Source organism: Sinomicrobium endophyticum (assembly GCF_052983315.1).
Window position 1 is genome coordinate 167,942 of sequence record NZ_JBRKIS010000043.1, and the last position, 19,389, is coordinate 187,330.

Genomic DNA, 19,389 nt, shown 5'->3' on the forward strand with positions numbered 1-19,389 from the left:
AATAAATCACCATAAATGTAATAAAAATGAACGGTTATCTGTAAGTCTGATATTAAAGAATTGTGAATACCTAATACTTCCGTTTAAAAATAAAAAAATAAACCGGTGGCAGAATTATCATTTTTATTACTTCGGCAATAAAATACCCCACCCCTTCTCCTGTCCCGGAAAATAAAGGTGAAAAAAACATTTCAATTTATTTATACTAAATATAAATAATGTATTAATTTCGTCCCCGTTAAATAAACAGACCTCCATAATATGAAATTTTGTATCACTTATTTCCTGCTACTTGCCAGTTGTATCATGTACGCACAGCAGCGGGCTACCGTTACCGGGAAAGTAACCAACGGGGCGGATGAACCCGCGGCTTTCTCCAATGTATTCATAAACGAATTAAGCCGGGGCGCTTCCGCCGATGAGAACGGTTATTTCCAATTAAAGAACATTCCTCCCGGAAATTATACCCTGACAGTGTCGGAAATAGGTTTTACCACCCAGGAACACAACATTACCCTGGCGGAAGGGCAGACCCTGAACCTCGACTTTCAATTACAGGAAAGCGTAACTGCTTTGCAGACCGTGGAAGTAATAGGACGTAAAGAAAAAAGCTATAAAAACACCACATCTTTTGTAGGCGCCAAAACGGAGGTCGCACTTAAAGACCTTCCTCAGGCGGTTTCCTACGCTACCAAAGAACTCATTGCCGACCAGGGTGTAATGCGTGTCGGAGATATTGTTAAAAACTTCAGTGGTGTGAACCAGAATACTTTCTACGACGATATTATCATAAGGGGATACCGCATCAATGGTGGCAGTAACACGCAATTGCTTAATGGTATGCGAACCTCTACCGGCTTCTGGAAACAACCTTTGGCCAATTACCTGGAACGCGTGGAAGTATTAAAAGGGCCTTCCTCCGCCCTGTTCGGAAATGCTTCTCCGGGTGGGGTCATCAACCGGGTAACCAAAAAACCACTGGACGAGGTAAGGAATTCCGTGAGTTTTTCCACAGGAAGTTTTAATACCCTTAGGGCTTTGGGAGATTTTACAGGATCCCTGACCAAAGACAAATCACTACTTTATCGTCTTAATATAGGATATGAGGATGCCAACAGCTTCCGCGATCTGCAATTTGATAAAAATCTCGTTATAGCCCCCTCCATATCCTTTTTGCCTACGGACAAAACAAGAGTGAATTTCGACCTTATCTACAACAGTTCGAAAAGCCGACTGGACCGGGGGCAATCCACTTTTAAGGATGATCTGTATTCTACATCCATATCACAGTCCCTGAGTGCTACCAACGACTTCCTCAATGAAGAGACCTATATTATTACCATAGCGCTGAACCACCAGTTTACCGACAACCTGTCTTTCTCGGCATCTTACATACGCACCGGATATAACGAAGATCTTCTGGAACACAGAGGGGCCAATCAATATGCCCTAGACAGTCTCGGTCAGCCTATCCCGGACCAGATAGCCATGCAGGTATTCCAGCGCAAGCGCAAGAGATTTATAGACAATCTTTCTGCTTTCTTCAACTACAAAGCACAAACAGGGGCCCTGGACCACAACCTCATTGTAGGATATGATTATGCCCAGCAGGAAATACCCCGTGGCGGATCGCAATTACAGGCGAACGGTTACCTCACAACTGACGGAGGAGCTAAAAATTACAGTTTGAGCAACTCGGGAGATTTTCGCTTTGATTCCAACAGCAACCCCATACCCAATGTTGCACATTTTGACCTGACAAATCCCGTGGCCTCTCAACAGTTAAAAGACATGAACAATTATATCTACACGGTACGGTCGTACGGCCCGGAACTATATAACTCTCATGGCGTGTACCTACAGGATCAGATCAGCTGGGAAAAACTGAAAGTGCTGGTTGGTCTCCGCTACGATTACTACACAGATAAACTGAATTACGACACGCCCGATGAGAACAGCGTGAACCAGGACGCTTTTCTCCCGAGAATAGGAGTTACTTATTCGGTTACAGACAACATCAATCTCTACAGCACCTATGTTCAGGGATTCGAACCGCAAACAGCTTCTAACATGGACCCCAACCTGGGAGGTCCTTTTGACCCCCTGAAAAGCAATATGATCGAATTCGGAGGCAAGTCATCCTGGTTCAACGGTAAACTTGATGCTACCCTGGCCTTATACCAGATCGAACAGAAAAACACCCTTTACGCCCAACCCGGCACAGACTCATTGCAACAAGTGGGAAAAGACCGTTCCAGGGGTATAGAGATCGATCTTAACGGGCGTATATTCCCTAATTGGAGTGTCAGTGCCTCCTACTCCTTTATAGAAGCTGAGATCGTAAAAGATGCTGATGGCAACCGTACAGGGCTGCAAAAACCCAACACACCAAAGCACCAGGGAAACTTGTGGACCAGGTATAATTTTGATCATGGTTATTTCAAAGGTCTTGGTGCAGGTTTCGGCACCAACTTTGTCACCGAACGGGTACTGCAGCAAAACAGCGCGCAAACCATACCGGGATATACCCTGCTGAATGCAGCACTCTATTATACCGTCAACAAATTCACTTTACAGTTGAATATTAACAATATTACGGACAAGACTCACTGGGTAGGAGGATATGATTATATTCGCCTGTTCCCCGGAACTCCAAGAAACTGGCTTTTAACCGTAGGGTATTCCTTTTAAATGAAACGACTGAAACCCTATATAAGAACAATACACTTATGGCTGGGGCTTGCCTCCGGCCTTGTGGTTTTTATAGTAGCACTTAGCGGAAGTGTGCTGGTCTTTGAAAAAGACCTGGGGCCTTTCTTCGATCCGCCTTACTACCTGGTTCCGCAGGTTTCTTCCGAAAGATTTCCTGCAGACGTCCTGGTAGAACAGGCACAGGACAGGCATCCCGGTTCCGAATTTACAAACCTTTACGTATTTAACGATCCGCAGAGAAGTATCCTGATACATCTTAGGGACAAAGATGGCGAAAGGCTCGTACTTTCCGCCGACCCTTATTCCGGCGCTATCCTGAAAGACACTTTTCAAAAAAAACGGTTTTTCACCATAGTTACCGAACTACACCGGTACCTGTTAATGGGAAATACCGGCAAGGCCATAACCGGTGCTTCCTGTCTGATATTCGTCGTATTACTCATTAGCGGTATCGTACTGTGGTGCCCTGTGAAACTCAAAAACCTGAAACCACGCTTAAAGGTCAAGTGGAATGCTTCCTTTAAACGGGTTAACTGGGACATCCATTCCGTATTCGGATTCTATAGTTCCTTCTTCCTTCTTTTCATTGCACTTACAGGTCTCATCTGGTCGTATCGGTGGTACGAAAATCTGATGTACTACATTGCAGACGGAACATCCAAGCCCATACATCGCGTAAAGAATGTATCAGCAAAAGATACTTCCGGAAGAAGGGATTATTTCTACGCCTCTATGCTACAGGAAACCGACAGCCTCTTTCCGTACCGTGGAGATATCCGCCTTATTCGCGATATGAAAGGGGACAACAGTATTCTTGTTTTAAAAGAAAACCTGGAAGCCGGAATACCCAATGTACGCGATATGGTATACTTTGATATGTATTCGGGCAAACGATTGAAAACAACATTATATAAGGATCTTTCCACAGGAGATAAAGTACGGCGCCTCGTCTACCCTATCCACATAGGTAGTATATATGGCTACCTCACCAAAATACTGGCCTTCCTGGTATGTCTTGTCGCCGCTTCTTCACCGATAACCGGCTTTCTGATATGGAGAGGCAGAAACAAAAAGAAAAAAACACTAAGAAATCCGGAAGAAAAGGAAGAAAATCCAAACCGCCGAAAAAGGAATACCACCTCCAAAAACAGGATGTACTATAAGGCAAAAAAACAGCGCAGTGTATTATTCTGCGCTGTTTTTTTATTGTCATATATTCTAAGACATTAATTTATCCGATACTGAACAAGCCTGCTTCTTTATTCTGAAGAGATTCAAAACGGTCTATACAGGCATCTATGATCTCATAAGCTTCCTCAACATCTCCCCAACCACCTACGTCAACCTTTTTTTGTTCCAGATCTTTGTATACCTGGAAAAAATGCTCGATTTCTTTTTTCTGGTGCGGGTTCATGTCCCCCAGGTTGTTGAGTTTATTCCATATCGGATCAGATATCGGTACACAAACGATCTTTTCGTCCGGTCCTTTTTCATCGGCCATATGAAAAACACCAATAGGCTTAACCTCCATTACACAACCGGGAAAGGTAGACTCGGTAACCAGCACAAGTACATCCAGCGGGTCGCCGTCCAGCGCCAGGGTTTCGGGGATAAATCCGTAATCCGCAGGATAATGCATAGAAGAAAATATCATCCTGTCATAACGGACTTTCTTCAGTTTAAAATCGTATTCATATTTATTTCTACTCCCCTTGGGGATCTCTATCAAAACGTCAAAAGACTTTAATTTCGCTGCGCTCATAATTATACAATGTGTTAAGAAGGGTGCAAAAATACAGAAGATGCCTGTAAAACACAATTTAATTTTTTTATTTAATGTAAGGTTTATCTGATGCCGTTATTTTTTCAGAAAAGTAAAATTTTACCCCTGTAATTCTAACAATATTTAAAAGTAAAATCCGAAGGTACCGGTAATACTAAACCTTCTCGCATCGGGCATATCGAGATAATTCCCCCGAAAGTTAAAATCTATCCGGAAGACCCGGAAGATATTACCTATTCCGAACGAATACTCCCAATACACCTTTTCGGAAGGAGCTGTCAGCATTATATTCGTCGGCTGGCTAAGGGCTATATTTTCGTCCGAAAGTTCTCCCCACACCCCGCGAAGACCAACGATCTCGCGAAGGTTGAGTTTCCGCAACAGGGGTACTCTTGCAAAAATCCGCCCGTTAAAGTTGTGCTCGAGGTGCATGGAAACGTAAGTATCGGTAACAAATTCGTAAAAATCCAGATTCGGGAACGTATTAAATATCGAAAAATAGGTTTGATTACCGGGCACAACACTCAGCAATCCAAGCGGAACTTCCCCAAAGGTCTTTCCGGCTTCTATGGTGGTGTACAACCTTCCCAAACCTCCTACACTCCAGGGTTTACGGAAATAGAACTGTATTTTCTCGTAATCGAAATCACTTTCCAGAAAACCGCTGACCCCTTTGGCATAATTGACAAACAACCTGGCGTATTCGTCATTCACATCTCTTCTTTCTACTCCATACCCCACGGTTTTGCGCCCGGGCGTATATTCTACCGAAGTAGTCAGTTCCAGTTGTTTCACTTGCGAGGACACCCCTGTCGGAGAATCCGGGTTTACATAGTCCAGACTAAAAGCTTCGGGAAGAGCGGAACGCAGGGTACGGAATGATCCCCCGATCTTTACCCGGAAGTTTTTGGCCGGTTCCATCTCCATATTGGCGGTGGTAAGGTTTATATTGGTCAGTTTATCGTTGGAGCCCACGGTAAATACGGAAGAAGACGCATAGCTTCTCCCGAGCACATCGTTATTCGGCGTAAGGCTCACTCCTATCTGCTCTACATCGCGACGGTTACCGGCAGAAATTATAAGCCTGTTCTCGCGGTTGAGCAACCATTTTGCAGATATTCCGTATTTGAATTTTTTATCCTTAAATCCATAGGCTCCGAAACCTTCTATACGCCACGTATCATTGGGGCCGAAATAGGTCCGCCCCCCTCCCCGCAGACGTATCCCTTCGGCATCGTTATATCCGAAAGAAGAAAAAATAGGGCCGTAATCCATATTCCATTTATCTATCTCTACATAACCGGACGCCAGTATTTCCCCGATACTGTATAGACGTTTGAATTTCGGAACCGTTTTCAGGGTATCCAGCATTTTGTATATCCCTGATTCGTTTTTGTTGAGGACTTCCAGCCTGTTTTGTTCCCAGAAAGTGTCGTCCCTCTCAAAAACCCGGGCATCGAAGCGGTCTACTTCTTCATTGTAGAATGACTTCGGTTTCTCTTCGTCAAATATGTAGTTGTCGTAAATAGTTGTTCGCTTGCCGTAAATTCCGCGGGATTCTTCTTTCTTTTTCAGACTGAAGTCACTCATCATATAATCCCTGGTCAAAAGAAAAACGGAATCGTTGAGCACATCAAACTCCTGTTCTATATAAATCTCCTTTACCCAGTTTATATTGGCGCTTTTGGTAACCTGTAAGTTTATCTTCTTTACGGCATAGGTAGTATCACTCACCCAAAAATCACCTTTAAAGGTCAATTCGTTCTTCCGGCGCGGGTAATAGATAATGTTATAGCACCACTTATCATCTACATAGGTACTGTCGGTCAATACGTAATTATAGGTATCTATACCCACCCTTGAAATGGGACTTACAAAACTCTTGTCGAAAAACTTGAGATAACTCTTGTAGATATCGTATTCGGAATAGAGGTCCTGAATGAAAGAAATAATATTCTGATTAGAGCTGAAACCCGAGTTTTTATTACCGATCAGCTTTTCCTTCTTCTTGTTCAGCTTATTATCTCCGTGAACTTCATAAAAGGCCTCATTGATAAAAATCGGAAGATAGGTTTTCCCGGTAATCCTGGAAGTGTCCAGCTGATCAAAAATAAACTCCATCCCTTTGAAGAGCTTTCCATGCATCAGGCTGCTGTCTATGGTATTCAGGTCAAACTCTACTTTCTCGTACTTGTCATACCTGTATTGGTCAAAACCATGAACACCATTCTTGCGTTTCCTTTCCAGTACTTTCTTCAAAAGCTCTATAGCCGGATTGTTTTTCTTAGACTGTTTCCCTACGTATACTACAACTTCTTTGAGCTGTTCCCCTTCTTCAAGCTCCACCCTCATGTTATAATTTGCCCTTTTATCGAGTGTTATCTCTCTTGTGGCATATCCCACGAAAGAAACCACCAGGGTAGAGAAATTGTTATCGGACTCCAGGTAAAACCTTCCGTCATCGTTGGTGATTGTCCCTTCCGAAGAATCTTTAAAAAGTACGTTGGCAAAGGGGACAGGAGCCCCGGCTTCGTCTATTACAATACCGCTCACCTTGGTCTGGGCGTGTATTACTACCGATAAAAGCAAAAGTATCCCCGTTAAAAGTTTCTTCATATATATAGTTAAATCCTAAAACACACAAAAGACATTTTTTTGACCGAAACACTCCTTTTTCAACCTGATTTCCGGTCCGGACCGACGATGTCTTTAAAATAAAAAAACTTCACCAACAAAGCATCGGTGAAGTTTATATAACGCAAAAATATATATTTTATTGATATAAAACCTTCTTAACAGCTTTGATCACATCTTCATGATTCGGCAACCATTCTGCCAGCAATACCGGAGAATAAGGAGCCGGAGTATCGGCGGTATTTATTTTAATTACTGGGGCATCCAGAAAATCGAATGCTTCCGACTGTACCAGATAAGTAATCTCCGTAGAAACATTACCAAAAGGCCATGCTTCTTCCAGTACTACCAGGCGGTTTGTCTTCTTCACAGATTTCAGAATGGTCTCCCGGTCCATCGGACGTACGGTCCGAAGATCGATGACTTCGCAGCTTATTCCTTCCTTTTCCAGTTCGTCAGCCGCTTTATAAGCTTCTTTTATGATCTTTCCGAAAGAAACGATGGTTACGTCCGTACCTTCTCTCTTAATATCTGCAACACCCAAAGGTAATGTATATTCGTCTTCCGGCACCTCTCCTTTGTCTCCGTACATCTGCTCCGATTCCATAAAGATAACAGGATCATTGTCGCGAATAGCAGACTTTAACAATCCTTTAGCGTCGTAGGGGTTGGAAGGCACTACTACTTTAAGTCCCGGGCAATTGGCAAACCAGCTCTCAAAAGCCTGCGAGTGCGTAGCGGCAAGCTGACCTGCGGATGCGGTAGGCCCGCGGAAAACTATAGGTATATTGAACTGCCCGCCACTCATCTGACGCATTTTAGCAGCGTTATTGATAATCTGATCAATACCTACCAAAGCGAAGTTAAAAGTCATAAATTCAATAATAGGCCTGTTTCCGCCCATGGCAGAACCTACGCCAATCCCGGCAAAACCGAGTTCGGAAATAGGCGTATCCAAAACCCTGTCAGGCCCGAATTCGTCGAGCATTCCTTTGGAAGCCTTGTATGCACCGTTGTATTCGGCCACTTCCTCACCCATGAGGTAAATAGTTTCATCCTTTCGCATTTCCTCGCTCATGGCTTCGGCTATGGCTTGTCTAAATTGTATTGTTCTCATGTACTATATTAATATTGAATAAAACAGCATCTTCTTTGTAAGCGAAGCAAAAATAGTAATAAATAAAAATTTTACAGCCTGCATTTTCATAAATTTTGTAACTCTCCCGGGCTTTCTTGTTTTGTTGTATCGGCTGAACACCCTCATAACACACCTGCCACGTTTTTCTCGCTTTTGTTCACACCCCGCGAAACCTCTGCTTCCCAAAGTAAAAAACAGAAACTTCTTTCAAAAAAATATTATGCACGCATAGCATATTTGGGAAATAATCTCTATCTTCGTAACGATTTTTTTATCAAAATAAGACAGAAGTCCGAAGACCAAAGTCCGAAGTATTTTTTCTGCCTTTATCTTCGGTTAAAATCCAAAAAACAGAAACATGAAGATATTAGTATGTATCAGTCACGTTCCGGATACAACCTCCAAGATCAATTTCACGGATGGCGACACAAAGTTTGACACCAATGGCGTGCAATTTGTAATTAACCCGAACGACGAATTCGGCCTTACCAGGGCCATGTGGTTTAAAGAGAAACAAGGTGCCTCGGTAACCGTAGTAAACGTGGGCGGTCCCGAAACCGAACCCACTCTCAGAAAAGCCCTGGCCATAGGCGCGGACGAAGCCATAAGGGTCAATGCCCAGCCCGCCGATGGATTTTTTGTTGCCAAACAACTTGCAAAGGTGGTTCAGGATGGCGGATATGACCTCGTATTGGCAGGAAGAGAATCTATCGACTACAATGGCGGTATGGTTCCCGGCATGCTGGCTTCCCTTACGGGAGCTAACTTTATCAACACGTGTATTGGCCTGGAAGTAGAAAACGACCAAGCTACAGCTACCCGGGAAATAGACGGTGGTAAAGAAACCGTAAAATGCTCTCTCCCCCTTATTATAGGCGGACAAAAAGGCCTTGTAGAAGAAAGCGACCTCCGCATACCCAACATGCGTGGTATTATGATGGCGAGACAAAAGAAATTGACAGTACTGGAACCGGAAGAGTCACAGAACCAGACATCTGCTGTAAAATTCGAAAAACCGGCACCGAAAGGAGAGGTAAAACTGGTTTCTCCGGACAACCTCGATGAACTTATCCGGTTACTGCACAACGAAGCTAAAGTAATATAACCTGTGTTTTACGGTAAGACTTCTATCGTGAACATTCAAAAAACAGAAAAAATATGTCTATTTTAATATATACGGAATCCGAAGAAGGAAAGTTCAAAAAAACAGCATTTGAGATCGCTTCTTACGCCAAGGCCCTCGCCGGACAGACCGGAGACACGGTGACAGCAGTTGCCATTAATGTGGACAACACATCGGAGCTCGGTCAGTATGGTGTAGATAAGGTCTTGAAAGTATCGGATGAAAAGTTATCCCGTTTCAACGCCCGCGCTTATGCCGATGTAGTTAAACAGGCTGCAGAGAAAGAAGGTGCCAAAGTAGTGGTCCTGAGTTCCAGTGCTAATGACAAATACCTGGCACCGGTACTGGCTGTTAACCTGCAGGCAGGATATGTCTCCAATGTAGTAGCTCTTCCCGACAGCACCGATCCTTTCCGTGTAAAGCGCACCGCCTTTACCAATAAGGCTTTCAATACTACCGAAATCAGCACAGCTGTAAAACTCATAGGTCTTTCCAAAAACTCATTCGGGCTGAAAGAAGCGGAAGGCTCTGCTACAGAGGAAGCTTTCTCTCCTTCCCTTAACGATAATGATTTTGCGATCAAAACCGAATCGGTAGACAAGACCACCGGGAAAGTAACCATTGCAGATGCGGAGATCGTAGTATCCGGCGGACGCGGGCTCAAAGGCCCGGAAAACTGGGGAATGATCGAAGAACTGGCCGGAGTACTCGGAGCAGCTACAGCTTGTTCTAAGCCGGTATCGGACATGGGATGGAGACCACACGGCGAACACGTGGGACAGACCGGTAAACCTGTAGCAGCCAACCTGTATATTGCCGTGGGTATTTCCGGAGCCATTCAACACCTGGCAGGTATTAATGCTTCTAAGGTTAAAGTAGTTATCAACACAGACTCCGAAGCACCCTTCTTCAAAGCCGCGGATTATGGCGTGGTAGGGGATGCCTTTGAGGTTGTTCCTGCGCTCGTTGAAAAATTAAAGGAATTTAAAGCGCAAAACTCATAATTTTTGGTAAATTGTGCCCTTAAAGGGCTGTCTGAATTCGGGATATGCCCCTGTTCGGACAGCCCTTTTATTTTCTCCTGCCCATACAGTTCAGGCCTTTTCCGGCCACCGTTTATGCCGGAAAAACCGAAGGAGAGCAAAGGCCTGGTGCCTTAAAATGTAAATTCGGAGCCCGACAGTGAGGAATTCGCACGAAATTTTTTCATCTTTGCCTAAAATTGAGATGATAAGTTTTATGCCCAGTTGTATATACATATGAGTTTAGTCAGGTTAAATATAAAAGGAATATCGTACAGCCAAACACAGAACGGCGCTTACGCACTTATTCTCAATGAGGTGGAGGGCGACCGGAAACTCCCAATCGTTATTGGCGCCTTTGAAGCCCAGTCTATAGCCATAGCCCTGGAAAAGGAAATAAAGCCTCCCAGGCCCCTCACTCATGATCTGTTTAAAAATTTCGCAGACCGGTTTGATATTGTGGTCAAACAAGTGATTATTCACAAACTGGTAGATGGTGTATTCTATTCCAGCATTATTTGTGAAAGGGATAAGATCGAAGAAATTATCGATGCCCGCACGAGTGATGCCATTGCTCTGGCACTGCGTTTTAACGCGCCTATCTTCACCTATAAAAATATTCTCGACAAAGCCGGCATTTATCTCAGCTTCTCTCCAAAAGACAAAGATCAGAAAGAGGAAGACGTTATCTCGGAAGACATTGTTTCGGGCAAAGAAGAAGTGGCTTCCACTCCGGAAGATTACAGTGCCCTGACCATCCAGGAACTCCACAAAATGCTCGAATCTGCGGTTACCAACGAAGATTATGAAAAAGCCGTGAAACTCCGGGATGAAATTTCCAAACGGGAAAAAAAATAACCATATCACATGCATAGATCTTTACTTGTTGCCCTAAATGCCGCCATAGAACCCAGTCAGGGTTTTTCCTTACACGGCTTAGGAAGAGGTATATTAGGCATGGTAGTGCTTATTGCCATTGCCTACCTGTTCAGCAGCAATAAGAAAGCCATAAACTGGCGTACGGTAGGAATCGGGCTTCTCGCACAACTCATTCTCGCTATCGGTATCTTAAAAATCCCCTTCGTACGGGAAATTTTCACTATACTCGGCAAAGCTTTCAACAAGATTCTTACGTTTACCGAAGCCGGCACCAAATTCCTCTTCAGCTCCTTTGTTACCAATGAAATAGAAAGTCCGCTTCTCAATTTTGCCATCACTATCCTGCCAACTATCATTTTCTTTTCAGCGCTTACTTCCGTATTGTTCTATCTGGGAATAATACAAAAAGTAGTTAAAGGCATGGCCTGGTTACTTACCAAATTACTGAAAATATCCGGTGCGGAAAGTCTTTCTGTTGCAGGTAATATTTTTCTCGGCCAAACCGAATCGCCCCTGATGATAAAGGCATATCTGGAAAAAATGAACCGTTCGGAAATGTTACTGGTCATGATAGGCGGTATGGCCACGGTAGCAGGCGGTGTCCTGGCTGCGTATATCGGTTTTCTCGGAGGTTCGGATGAAGCGCTTCGGCTGGAATTCGCCCGTCACCTGCTGGCTGCATCCGTAATGGCGGCACCCGGAGCTATTGTAGTATCCAAAATACTGGTACCCCAGACGGAAAATGTCAGTGAGGTTGTGGAAGTTTCCAAACAAAATATAGGCTCCAATTTCCTCGATGCTATGGCCACAGGAACTACGGAAGGGCTAAAACTGGCAGCAAACGTAGCAGCCATGCTCCTCGTTTTTGTAGCTTTCATAGCCATGGTCAATTACGGATTGCTCAAAGTTGGCGAAATAGGCAATATCAACGAATGGGTAGCTCAAAATACTCCGTACAGCGAATTATCCCTGGAGCTCGTCCTGGGCTACGTATTTGCCCCCCTGATGTGGGTCATAGGAGTAGCACAGGAAGACATGGCACTTATGGGGCAACTCCTGGGCGTAAAGCTGGCTGCCAGTGAATTTGTGGGATATATACAGCTTTCCCAGTTGAAAGACGTATCGCAATCCCTGCATTTCACTTACAACAAATCTATTATCATGGCAACTTATATGCTTTGCGGATTTGCCAATTTTGCTTCCATAGGTATTCAGATAGGTGGTATAGGATCTCTTGCACCGGGACAACGCAAAACCTTATCCGAATTCGGGATGAAAGCCGTTTTGGGAGGTACACTGGCTTCCCTGTTGTCCGCTACCCTCGCGGGAATGATCGTAGGATAACACCAGGATAAAAAGAGACAAAACGGAAAACACCCTATAATATAATGTTAAAACCAGGATTTACCTTCCTAAGATAACTAACGGCGCCCGACAATTTACTAATTTTGTCTTTTGATTTTAATACTAAAGATGAAGTTCCATGTTGCGGTTTTTCAGTAAGTTCAAGTACCTGGCCATCACGATTTTTATCCTTTCGGTTATTATCATAACCCTCTTTTACAACGCACTGAAACCCCAGGAAACACTCCCGGTATACCAGCCGTCGATGGTAAAGGCCGAATTGGTAGACAGCACCATACAGTACGTTAAAAAATATCATACCATAGCCGACTTCAAACTTATTAACCAGAACGGGGATACCATTACCCAGGAAGATTATCAAGACAAAATATACATTGCCGATTTTTTCTTTACTACCTGTCCTTCCATCTGCCCTATTATGACAGATAACATGGCGGATATCCAAAAAGAGATTATGCCTTACGATGATGTAATGCTCCTCTCCCATTCCGTTACCCCGCAAATAGACTCTGTTCCGCAATTAAAAAAATATGCCCTGGAAAAAGGAGTGGACGACAGCAAGTGGAACCTTGTCACCGGCGATAAGAAACAGATTTACGAACTGGCACGGAAATCTTACCTGGCCGTGCTGGACGACGGTGACGGCGGACCTTATGACATGATACATACCGAAAATTTTATCCTGGTGGACAAGAAAAAGCGTATCCGCGGCTTCTACGACGGCACCAATGAAACCGACATGGAAAAGCTGCTCCACGACCTCAAGGTGTTAAAAAGGGAATAAACCTGTGCCTGTTTTTCAAAAGACGATTTCATCGGGCGTAAAATAAGAAAAAGGAACCCATTGGTAATCCTCTCCGTTTTTCCCGATATATCCCAGTCCCGGCCAGGGCAAATGCGTGGTCATAACCAATGTACGGTTAGAGTAACTATCTTCCAGTATTCTTTTCCGCGTTTCCACGCCCTTGTTGAAATCCACATCCCATTGCGTACCCCATTCGGGCTTTGCTATTAATAAAGGTGTATGTACGATATCTACAATATGCTTTATGGATGCTCCTTCTGAAAAAACGGTAAAAACCGTATGCCCCGGTGTATGGCCATCGGCCAGTTCGGTCCGGATACAGGAAAATAAAGTGTCGCCATGACCGAATTTTATCAGCCTGTCCCCGATAGCCCCAAACACCCTCTGGGCCAAAAGAACACCGCCTTGTGGGTTTTCCGGGTTCTTACTTCCTGAAAAATCAGGGTTATCGGAAGTCCAGAAATCATATTCCCTTTCCGCTATATGATACCGGGCACCCGGATATAACAGCTTTCCGTCTTTATCGACAATTCCTCCTATATGGTCTATATGCGCATGGGTAATCAATATATCCGTAATATCCGAAGGCCGGATCCCATTGTCCTCCATATTTTTCCGTAACCATCCGCCGGTTTCCCCGAAGAGATGACCACTTCCGGTATCTACCAGTATTACCTGTTCACCGGCTTTTATTACCATAACATTGATAGCCGCTTCCAACTGGTCTTCCTTCAGGTATATCCGTTTCAATTCACGTACAACCAGGTCCGGATCGATTCCCGGGGCAAAGACGGGTTGTGGGTCAGGCAGCGTAATATGGCCATCGGAAAACAAAAAGATTTCCAGTTTTCCCAACACCAATCGCACACACCCCTTGTTTTTAAATTTATAATCTATTTTCTTGTTATCCCCGAATGCCATTGCTCCCGGAATAGCATAAACACCGCCGGCCAGGGCACTTAACTGCAACCATTTTCTTCTGTTCATTATAGTTGTTTTTAGATGGACAAACTCCAAAATTATTTCAATAGTTTTCCACTCACAAGTATGTACTTTTTAGTACCTTACACACTTAAAAGAAACTAAAATTGATTATCAGTATATTAAAAGATAAAAAAAATGAAAAAAAATAACAGCGATGTCGTTTGTCCGGTCGATTACGCCTTCCGGCGTATCGGGGGTAAATACAAAGGCAGGATACTGTGGTACCTGCACCGTCATCAGGTACTACGATACGGAGAACTCCGCAAAGCCATCCTGGACATAACCACCAAAATGCTGACCCAGACATTACGCGAACTGGAAGATGATGGCCTGGTCAACCGCAAGGTATACCATGAAGTACCGCCCAAAGTAGAATATTCCCTCACCGAAACTGGAAAAGAACTCATTCCGTTTATAGAGCACTTATCGCAATGGGGAGAAAAACAAATGACAAAGGAACGAATGGACATGATAAACTGCCTGTGATATTTTAAAAACCAAGCGATCTTTCTCCACGTCCGGAGAAATCATTTTGCGGAAAAGCAAAGAGGACGAAGCCCGGATCAGCAGATAGAAAAGGGTTAAATGAACCCGGATCTAACAGAAAAATGACATCAAACCCTAAAATGATGTTAAAATTCCCGGGCATATTTTTTGCAAAAACACACATATCTCCCTGTTAATCCCTTACTTTTGCCAACTACTGTACTTTTAATGCGTTAACACTCATTTTTCTAAGCTGATTTTTTATATTATTTTTGACTACTTAAATTCATTCTAAATAAAAATTGAAAACAACCATAGCACATCTGAAACGCGGCGAAAAGGCTATTATCAAAGATATTCCGATAGATATCATTCCGGTTAAATTATTTGAAATGGGATGCCTCCCCGGAAATGAGGTAGAACTGTTACAGGTTGCTCCCTTCAAGGACCCGTTATACCTGAACATCAACGGTTCTTTTCTTTCCATAAGACGGGAAACCGCCCTGCTTATAGAAGTGGAAAAAATAAATGAAACCCCGGAAATATGATATTGACGAATAAGCAGATAAAGGTAGCGCTCATAGGAAATCCGAATACCGGAAAAACTTCGGTTTTCAACCAACTTACCGGGCTCAATCAGAAAGTGGGTAATTATCCCGGAATTACCGTGGAAAAAAAGGAGGGTATCTGTAAACTCTCCAGAGGGGTAAAGGCCCATATACTGGACCTTCCCGGCACCTATAGCCTCAATGCCACTTCACTGGATGAAAATGTCGTTATAGAACTGTTGCTCAATAAAAACGGTAAAGATTATCCGGATGTAGCCGTGGTAATTACCGATGTGGAAAACCTGAAGCGGAACCTTCTTCTCTTTACCCAGATCAAGGACCTGAAACTTCCTGCCATCCTGGTCATTAACATGGCCGACCGGATGGACAGAAAAGGGATTTCCCTGGATATTGAATCCCTGGAAAAAAAACTGAATACCCGGATTGCATTGGTAAGCTCCAGGAAAGGCACTGGTATGGACAAGATCAAAGAACTGATACTGGACTATCGCAGCCTATCCACAGAGCCTTGCGTTAATGCTTCTGTTATAGACTCTCCTTATTTCGAGAAACTCCAGAACACTTTTCCCGACCACGAACTGTATAAGTTGTGGCTGGTAATTACGCAAGACGCCAATTTTGTGGAACTCAACCGCCACACCATTCCGGACACCTCTTCTTTCAATACCAAATCCCGTCCGGAACTTAAAAGATTACAACAAAAGGAAGCTATTCATCGCTATCAGTTTATAAACGATACGCTTAAAGAAGGATACAAAACCGATATTCATGCAGCCAAAGGTCTCCGGGCTAGTCTGGACAGGGTCCTGACGCACAAGGTATGGGGATATGTTATATTTTTTGCCATACTCCTTCTTATGTTCCAGGCAATCTTCAAATGGAGTGAATACCCTATGGACTTTATCGACGAGTCTTTTGCTTCCTTAAGTGAATGGGCTAAAAACGCATTGCCGGCCGGGGTATTTACGAATCTCATTGCAGAAGGGCTCATTCCCGGTATTGGTGGGGTAGTTATTTTTATTCCGCAGATAGCATTCCTTTTTCTTTTTATTGCCATACTGGAAGAATCCGGCTATATGAGCAGGGTCGTGTTTTTAATGGACAAGGGGATGCGCCGGTTCGGGCTGAGCGGTAAAAGTGTTGTTCCCCTGATCTCCGGAGCCGCCTGTGCCATCCCGGCGATTATGGCTACAAGAAACATCGAAAGCTGGAAAGAACGGCTTATTACCATACTGGTAACGCCTTTTATGACCTGTTCTGCCAGATTGCCCGTATATCTCATTATCATAGCTCTCGTAATTCCGGATCAACGTTTCATGGGACTCAATATCCAGGGACTTATGCTCATGGCTCTCTACCTTATCGGTTTTCTCGCCGCTGTCGGGTCTGCTTACGTATTGCATAAATTACTAAAAACCAAAACCAAATCTTTTTTTGTGGTAGAGATGCCTAACTACAAGGTCCCGCTTTTTAAAAATGTGGCTATTACCGTCGTAGAAAAGACTAAAAGTTTTGTTTTCGGTGCCGGAAAGATCATCCTGGCAATATCTATTATTTTGTGGTTCCTGGCTTCCAACGGTCCTTCGGAACGATTTGATAATGCCGAACAAATTATTACGGAGCGGCACCAGGGGGAAAACATCAGTGAAGAAGAACTCAACACAGAGATCGCTTCCTACCAACTGGAAAATTCGTATATTGGTATTGTAGGCAAAGCCATAGAACCGGCTATACGGCCACTGGGTTACGATTGGAAAATAGGCATTGCCCTGGTAAGTTCCTTTGCGGCAAGGGAAGTATTCGTAGGTACACTGGCCACTATATACAGTGTAGGCAGTGAAGAGGAGGATACTATCAAAAACCGTATGGCCAAAGAAACTAATCCGCAAACAGGAGGTAAACTGTTTAACCTTGCTTCCGGAGTATCTTTATTACTCTTTTACGCCTTTGCCATGCAATGTATGAGCACCCTGGCCATTGTAAAAAGAGAAACCAACAGTTGGAAATGGCCTACAATACAATTGGTGTTCATGAGTGCTATTGCCTATATTACGGCTTTGATAGCATATCAGGTATTGAAATAATTTTTAGCATATAAAACAGTACAATAATGCCCGACATACAAACCATACTAGTTTATATAGCAGTTGCCATAGCCATAGGTTTCCTGGTACGCAAATTTTTGCTTCCGAAAAGGAAAAGTAAAAAAACCTGTGGCAGTACAGATTGCGGGTGTCATTAAACCTGCAAAGTTACTCTCTAGCCCAGGGCCACATCCAGCGACATCATAATAATAAACCCTCCTATGAAGCCCAGTGTGGCAATATCGGTATATTTGTCCTGCTGCGTTTCCGGGATTACTTCCTCCACTACCACATATATCATCGCGCCCGCCGCAAAAGAAAGCGCATAGGGCAGAACGGGGGTAAAAAACGAAACGGCAAGCGCTCCGATTACTCCTGCTACCGGCTCTACAATAGCGGAAAGCTGTCCATACCAAAAACTTTTTCTACGACTCATCCCCAGTCTTCGCAAGGGCATTGCCACTGCAATACCTTCAGGAAAATTTTGTATTCCTATTCCCAGTGCCAGGATTACAGCTCCGGCTATTGAGGCTTCCGGTATTCCCGCAGCTACTCCGCCAAAAAGTACCCCCACGGCAAGTCCTTCCGGAATATTGTGCAAGGTAATGGCCAGGACCAGTAAGGTTGTCCGGTGCCAGCCTGTCTGCACACCTTCTGCCTTGCTCTCCTTAAAATTGATATGTAAATGCGGAAGCAAACGGTCCAGACCAAAAAGAAACGCCGCTCCAAGAGCAAAACCTATGGCCGAGGGCAATACTTTGGCAAAACCTTCTCCCCCGCTCATGGCAATGGCCGGAGCCAGCAAACTCCAGAAACTCGCCGCCACCATTACACCCCCGGTAAACCCAAGCATCCCGTCCAGTACAACACGCTTCATCCCTTTAAAGAGAAACACCAGCGCTGCTCCGGCAGCAGTAAGCAGCCACGTAAATGTGGTAGCCAGCAGCGCACCCATCACGGGGTCTACGGACTCAAAATAGGCAATCACCTTATCAAACATATATTATATTTTTTTCACGTAAAGATTATTCGCCGTCAGGGAAGACAGATTAATTTTCGTATCCCCTATCCCTATCGACACCGAATTGTCAAAAGGCTCTTTGGAGAGTATAGTCAGTTCATCTCCCAGCGAAATTTCCAGTTTATCCAGGTATTGTAAAAACTCTTTAGAAGATTTTTTGACCCCTACACAAACCCCTTTTTCGCCAACTCTGAGGGTAGCCAGTAGCACTTTTGGAGAAGGCTGTATGTTACCGTGTTTATCCGGTATGGGATCGCCGTGCGGATCTACCGAAGGATAATCCAGGAAAACATCCAGTTCTTCGATCAGTTTATCCGATTTTATATGCTCCAGCTGCTCTGCAACTTCGTGCACCTCATCCCAGGAAAAATTTAGTTTTTCCACCAGAAAAACTTCCCAAAGACGATGTTTCCGGATAACATTTACGGCATAGATCCTGCCTTCGTCCGTAAGTTTGGCACCCTGATAACGTTTGTATTTAACAAGCTTTTTTTCCGATAACCTCTTAATCATATCCGTTACGGAAGATGCTTTGGTGTCCATTACCTCGGCAATAGCATTGGTAGAAACCGCTTCTTTGGCGTCTTTACCCAGGTGGTATATGGCTTTCAGATAGTTTTCTTCGGACAGCGTCATGAAATTTTATTTGTGCAAAAATACATTTTTATTTTGAAAAATAAATTTTTAGATTTGCCTAAATTTTAATTTAAATAAGTGAAAACTGATGAATAACAAAATGCAACATTATTGCATTATTAGATTCAAATACTATATTTGCACCTAG

The 19,389-nt window shown here is 43.8% G+C and carries 17 protein-coding genes; 11 read left to right on the forward strand and 6 right to left on the reverse strand.

Translation table 11 applies throughout. The features are described 5' to 3' along the window. The first annotated feature begins 261 nt into the window (after positions 1-261). Positions 262-2,691, forward strand: a complete 2,430-nt coding sequence (locus ACVBDU_RS17405) for a TonB-dependent siderophore receptor (protein ID WP_447180999.1) — start codon at positions 262-264, stop codon at positions 2,689-2,691. After that, a complete protein-coding gene (locus ACVBDU_RS17410) occupies positions 2,692-3,942 on the forward strand; it encodes a PepSY-associated TM helix domain-containing protein (protein ID WP_447181000.1) in 1,251 nt (416 codons plus the stop codon). A gap of 1 nt (position 3,943) precedes the next feature. Here the strand turns inward: ACVBDU_RS17410 and ACVBDU_RS17415 are convergent, their stop codons facing one another. The 3 genes from ACVBDU_RS17415 to ACVBDU_RS17425 all read right to left on the reverse strand — a co-directional run bounded on the left by ACVBDU_RS17415 (position 3,944) and on the right by ACVBDU_RS17425 (position 8,246). Beyond that, a complete protein-coding gene (locus tag ACVBDU_RS17415; RefSeq protein WP_447181001.1) occupies positions 3,944-4,474 on the reverse strand; it encodes an inorganic diphosphatase in 531 nt (176 codons plus the stop codon). Between the two features lie 144 nt (positions 4,475-4,618). Then, on the reverse strand, positions 4,619-7,111 hold the full coding sequence (locus tag ACVBDU_RS17420; protein ID WP_447181002.1) for a DUF5686 and carboxypeptidase-like regulatory domain-containing protein: 2,493 nt from the start codon (positions 7,109-7,111) through the stop codon (positions 4,619-4,621). A gap of 157 nt (positions 7,112-7,268) precedes the next feature. Further along, the gene (locus ACVBDU_RS17425; protein ID WP_447181003.1) at positions 7,269-8,246 is read right to left on the reverse strand and encodes a pyruvate dehydrogenase complex E1 component subunit beta; all 978 of its coding nucleotides are present in this window, start codon (positions 8,244-8,246) and stop codon (positions 7,269-7,271) included. A gap of 379 nt (positions 8,247-8,625) precedes the next feature. On the opposite strand from ACVBDU_RS17425, the gene ACVBDU_RS17430 reads away from it, so the two are divergent. The 5 genes from ACVBDU_RS17430 (at position 8,626) to ACVBDU_RS17450 (ending at position 13,440) form a co-directional block, all read left to right on the forward strand. Continuing rightward, complete coding sequence (locus ACVBDU_RS17430) at positions 8,626-9,372, forward strand: electron transfer flavoprotein subunit beta/FixA family protein (protein ID WP_447181004.1); 747 nt, start codon at positions 8,626-8,628, stop codon at positions 9,370-9,372. A 53-nt stretch (positions 9,373-9,425) separates the two neighbouring features. Beyond that, positions 9,426-10,394 carry an electron transfer flavoprotein subunit alpha/FixB family protein gene (locus ACVBDU_RS17435; protein ID WP_447181005.1) on the forward strand — a complete coding sequence of 323 codons (969 nt, stop codon included), beginning with the start codon at positions 9,426-9,428 and terminating at the stop codon, positions 10,392-10,394. Positions 10,395-10,649: 255 nt separating this feature from the next. After that, on the forward strand, positions 10,650-11,270 hold the full coding sequence (locus tag ACVBDU_RS17440; RefSeq protein WP_447181006.1) for a bifunctional nuclease family protein: 621 nt from the start codon (positions 10,650-10,652) through the stop codon (positions 11,268-11,270). A 9-nt stretch (positions 11,271-11,279) separates the two neighbouring features. Then, positions 11,280-12,635 (forward strand): NupC/NupG family nucleoside CNT transporter, encoded by a 1,356-nt coding sequence (locus ACVBDU_RS17445; protein WP_447181007.1) that lies wholly within the window; start codon positions 11,280-11,282, stop codon positions 12,633-12,635. Positions 12,636-12,774: 139 nt separating this feature from the next. After that, positions 12,775-13,440 carry an SCO family protein gene (locus ACVBDU_RS17450; RefSeq protein WP_447181008.1) on the forward strand — a complete coding sequence of 222 codons (666 nt, stop codon included), beginning with the start codon at positions 12,775-12,777 and terminating at the stop codon, positions 13,438-13,440. Positions 13,441-13,455: 15 nt separating this feature from the next. On the opposite strand, the gene ACVBDU_RS17455 is transcribed toward ACVBDU_RS17450, so the two are convergent. After that, on the reverse strand, positions 13,456-14,448 hold the full coding sequence (locus ACVBDU_RS17455; protein WP_447181009.1) for an MBL fold metallo-hydrolase: 993 nt from the start codon (positions 14,446-14,448) through the stop codon (positions 13,456-13,458). A 132-nt stretch (positions 14,449-14,580) separates the two neighbouring features. Between ACVBDU_RS17455 and ACVBDU_RS17460 the strand changes: the two genes are divergently transcribed. The 4 genes from ACVBDU_RS17460 (at position 14,581) to ACVBDU_RS24040 (ending at position 17,742) form a co-directional block, all read left to right on the forward strand. Beyond that, positions 14,581-14,931, forward strand: coding sequence for a winged helix-turn-helix transcriptional regulator (locus tag ACVBDU_RS17460; RefSeq protein ID WP_447181010.1), 351 nt, complete (start codon positions 14,581-14,583; stop codon positions 14,929-14,931). Between the two features lie 302 nt (positions 14,932-15,233). Next, positions 15,234-15,479 (forward strand): FeoA family protein, encoded by a 246-nt coding sequence (locus ACVBDU_RS17465; protein WP_447181011.1) that lies wholly within the window; start codon positions 15,234-15,236, stop codon positions 15,477-15,479. Beyond that, positions 15,476-17,584 (forward strand): ferrous iron transport protein B, encoded by a 2,109-nt coding sequence (feoB, locus tag ACVBDU_RS17470; RefSeq protein ID WP_447181012.1) that lies wholly within the window; start codon positions 15,476-15,478, stop codon positions 17,582-17,584. Before ACVBDU_RS17465 ends, feoB begins: the two co-directional genes overlap by 4 nt. Positions 17,585-17,610: 26 nt before the next feature. Beyond that, positions 17,611-17,742, forward strand: coding sequence for a FeoB-associated Cys-rich membrane protein (locus ACVBDU_RS24040; RefSeq protein WP_514372386.1), 132 nt, complete (start codon positions 17,611-17,613; stop codon positions 17,740-17,742). A gap of 17 nt (positions 17,743-17,759) precedes the next feature. Here ACVBDU_RS24040 and ACVBDU_RS17475 read toward each other — a convergent pair whose 3' ends face one another. Both ACVBDU_RS17475 and ACVBDU_RS17480 read right to left on the reverse strand, forming a co-directional pair. After that, positions 17,760-18,584, reverse strand: coding sequence for a ZIP family metal transporter (locus tag ACVBDU_RS17475; protein WP_447181013.1), 825 nt, complete (start codon positions 18,582-18,584; stop codon positions 17,760-17,762). Positions 18,585-18,587: 3 nt separating this feature from the next. Further along, a complete protein-coding gene (locus tag ACVBDU_RS17480) occupies positions 18,588-19,241 on the reverse strand; it encodes a metal-dependent transcriptional regulator (RefSeq protein ID WP_447181014.1) in 654 nt (217 codons plus the stop codon). Between the last annotated feature and the right edge of the window lie 148 nt (positions 19,242-19,389).

Bases quoted from the DNA above. Each gene is read 5' to 3' on its own strand.
- ACVBDU_RS17420 (WP_447181002.1), bottom strand. From the start codon at position 7,111: ATGAAGAAACTTTTAACGGGGATACTTTTGCTTTTATCGGTAGTAATA.
- ACVBDU_RS17415 (WP_447181001.1), bottom strand. From the start codon at position 4,474: ATGAGCGCAGCGAAATTAAAGTCTTTTGACGTTTTGATAGAGATCCCC.
- feoB (WP_447181012.1), top strand. From the start codon at position 15,476: ATGATATTGACGAATAAGCAGATAAAGGTAGCGCTCATAGGAAATCCG.
- ACVBDU_RS17425 (WP_447181003.1), bottom strand. From the start codon at position 8,246: ATGAGAACAATACAATTTAGACAAGCCATAGCCGAAGCCATGAGCGAG.
- ACVBDU_RS17480 (WP_447181014.1), bottom strand. From the start codon at position 19,241: ATGACGCTGTCCGAAGAAAACTATCTGAAAGCCATATACCACCTGGGT.
- ACVBDU_RS17410 (WP_447181000.1), top strand. From the start codon at position 2,692: ATGAAACGACTGAAACCCTATATAAGAACAATACACTTATGGCTGGGG.
- ACVBDU_RS17460 (WP_447181010.1), top strand. From the start codon at position 14,581: ATGAAAAAAAATAACAGCGATGTCGTTTGTCCGGTCGATTACGCCTTC.
- ACVBDU_RS17445 (WP_447181007.1), top strand. From the start codon at position 11,280: ATGCATAGATCTTTACTTGTTGCCCTAAATGCCGCCATAGAACCCAGT.
- ACVBDU_RS17430 (WP_447181004.1), top strand. From the start codon at position 8,626: ATGAAGATATTAGTATGTATCAGTCACGTTCCGGATACAACCTCCAAG.
- ACVBDU_RS24040 (WP_514372386.1), top strand. From the start codon at position 17,611: ATGCCCGACATACAAACCATACTAGTTTATATAGCAGTTGCCATAGCC.
- ACVBDU_RS17440 (WP_447181006.1), top strand. From the start codon at position 10,650: ATGAGTTTAGTCAGGTTAAATATAAAAGGAATATCGTACAGCCAAACA.
- ACVBDU_RS17455 (WP_447181009.1), bottom strand. From the start codon at position 14,448: ATGAACAGAAGAAAATGGTTGCAGTTAAGTGCCCTGGCCGGCGGTGTT.
- ACVBDU_RS17475 (WP_447181013.1), bottom strand. From the start codon at position 18,584: ATGTTTGATAAGGTGATTGCCTATTTTGAGTCCGTAGACCCCGTGATG.
- ACVBDU_RS17435 (WP_447181005.1), top strand. From the start codon at position 9,426: ATGTCTATTTTAATATATACGGAATCCGAAGAAGGAAAGTTCAAAAAA.
- ACVBDU_RS17405 (WP_447180999.1), top strand. From the start codon at position 262: ATGAAATTTTGTATCACTTATTTCCTGCTACTTGCCAGTTGTATCATG.
- ACVBDU_RS17450 (WP_447181008.1), top strand. From the start codon at position 12,775: ATGTTGCGGTTTTTCAGTAAGTTCAAGTACCTGGCCATCACGATTTTT.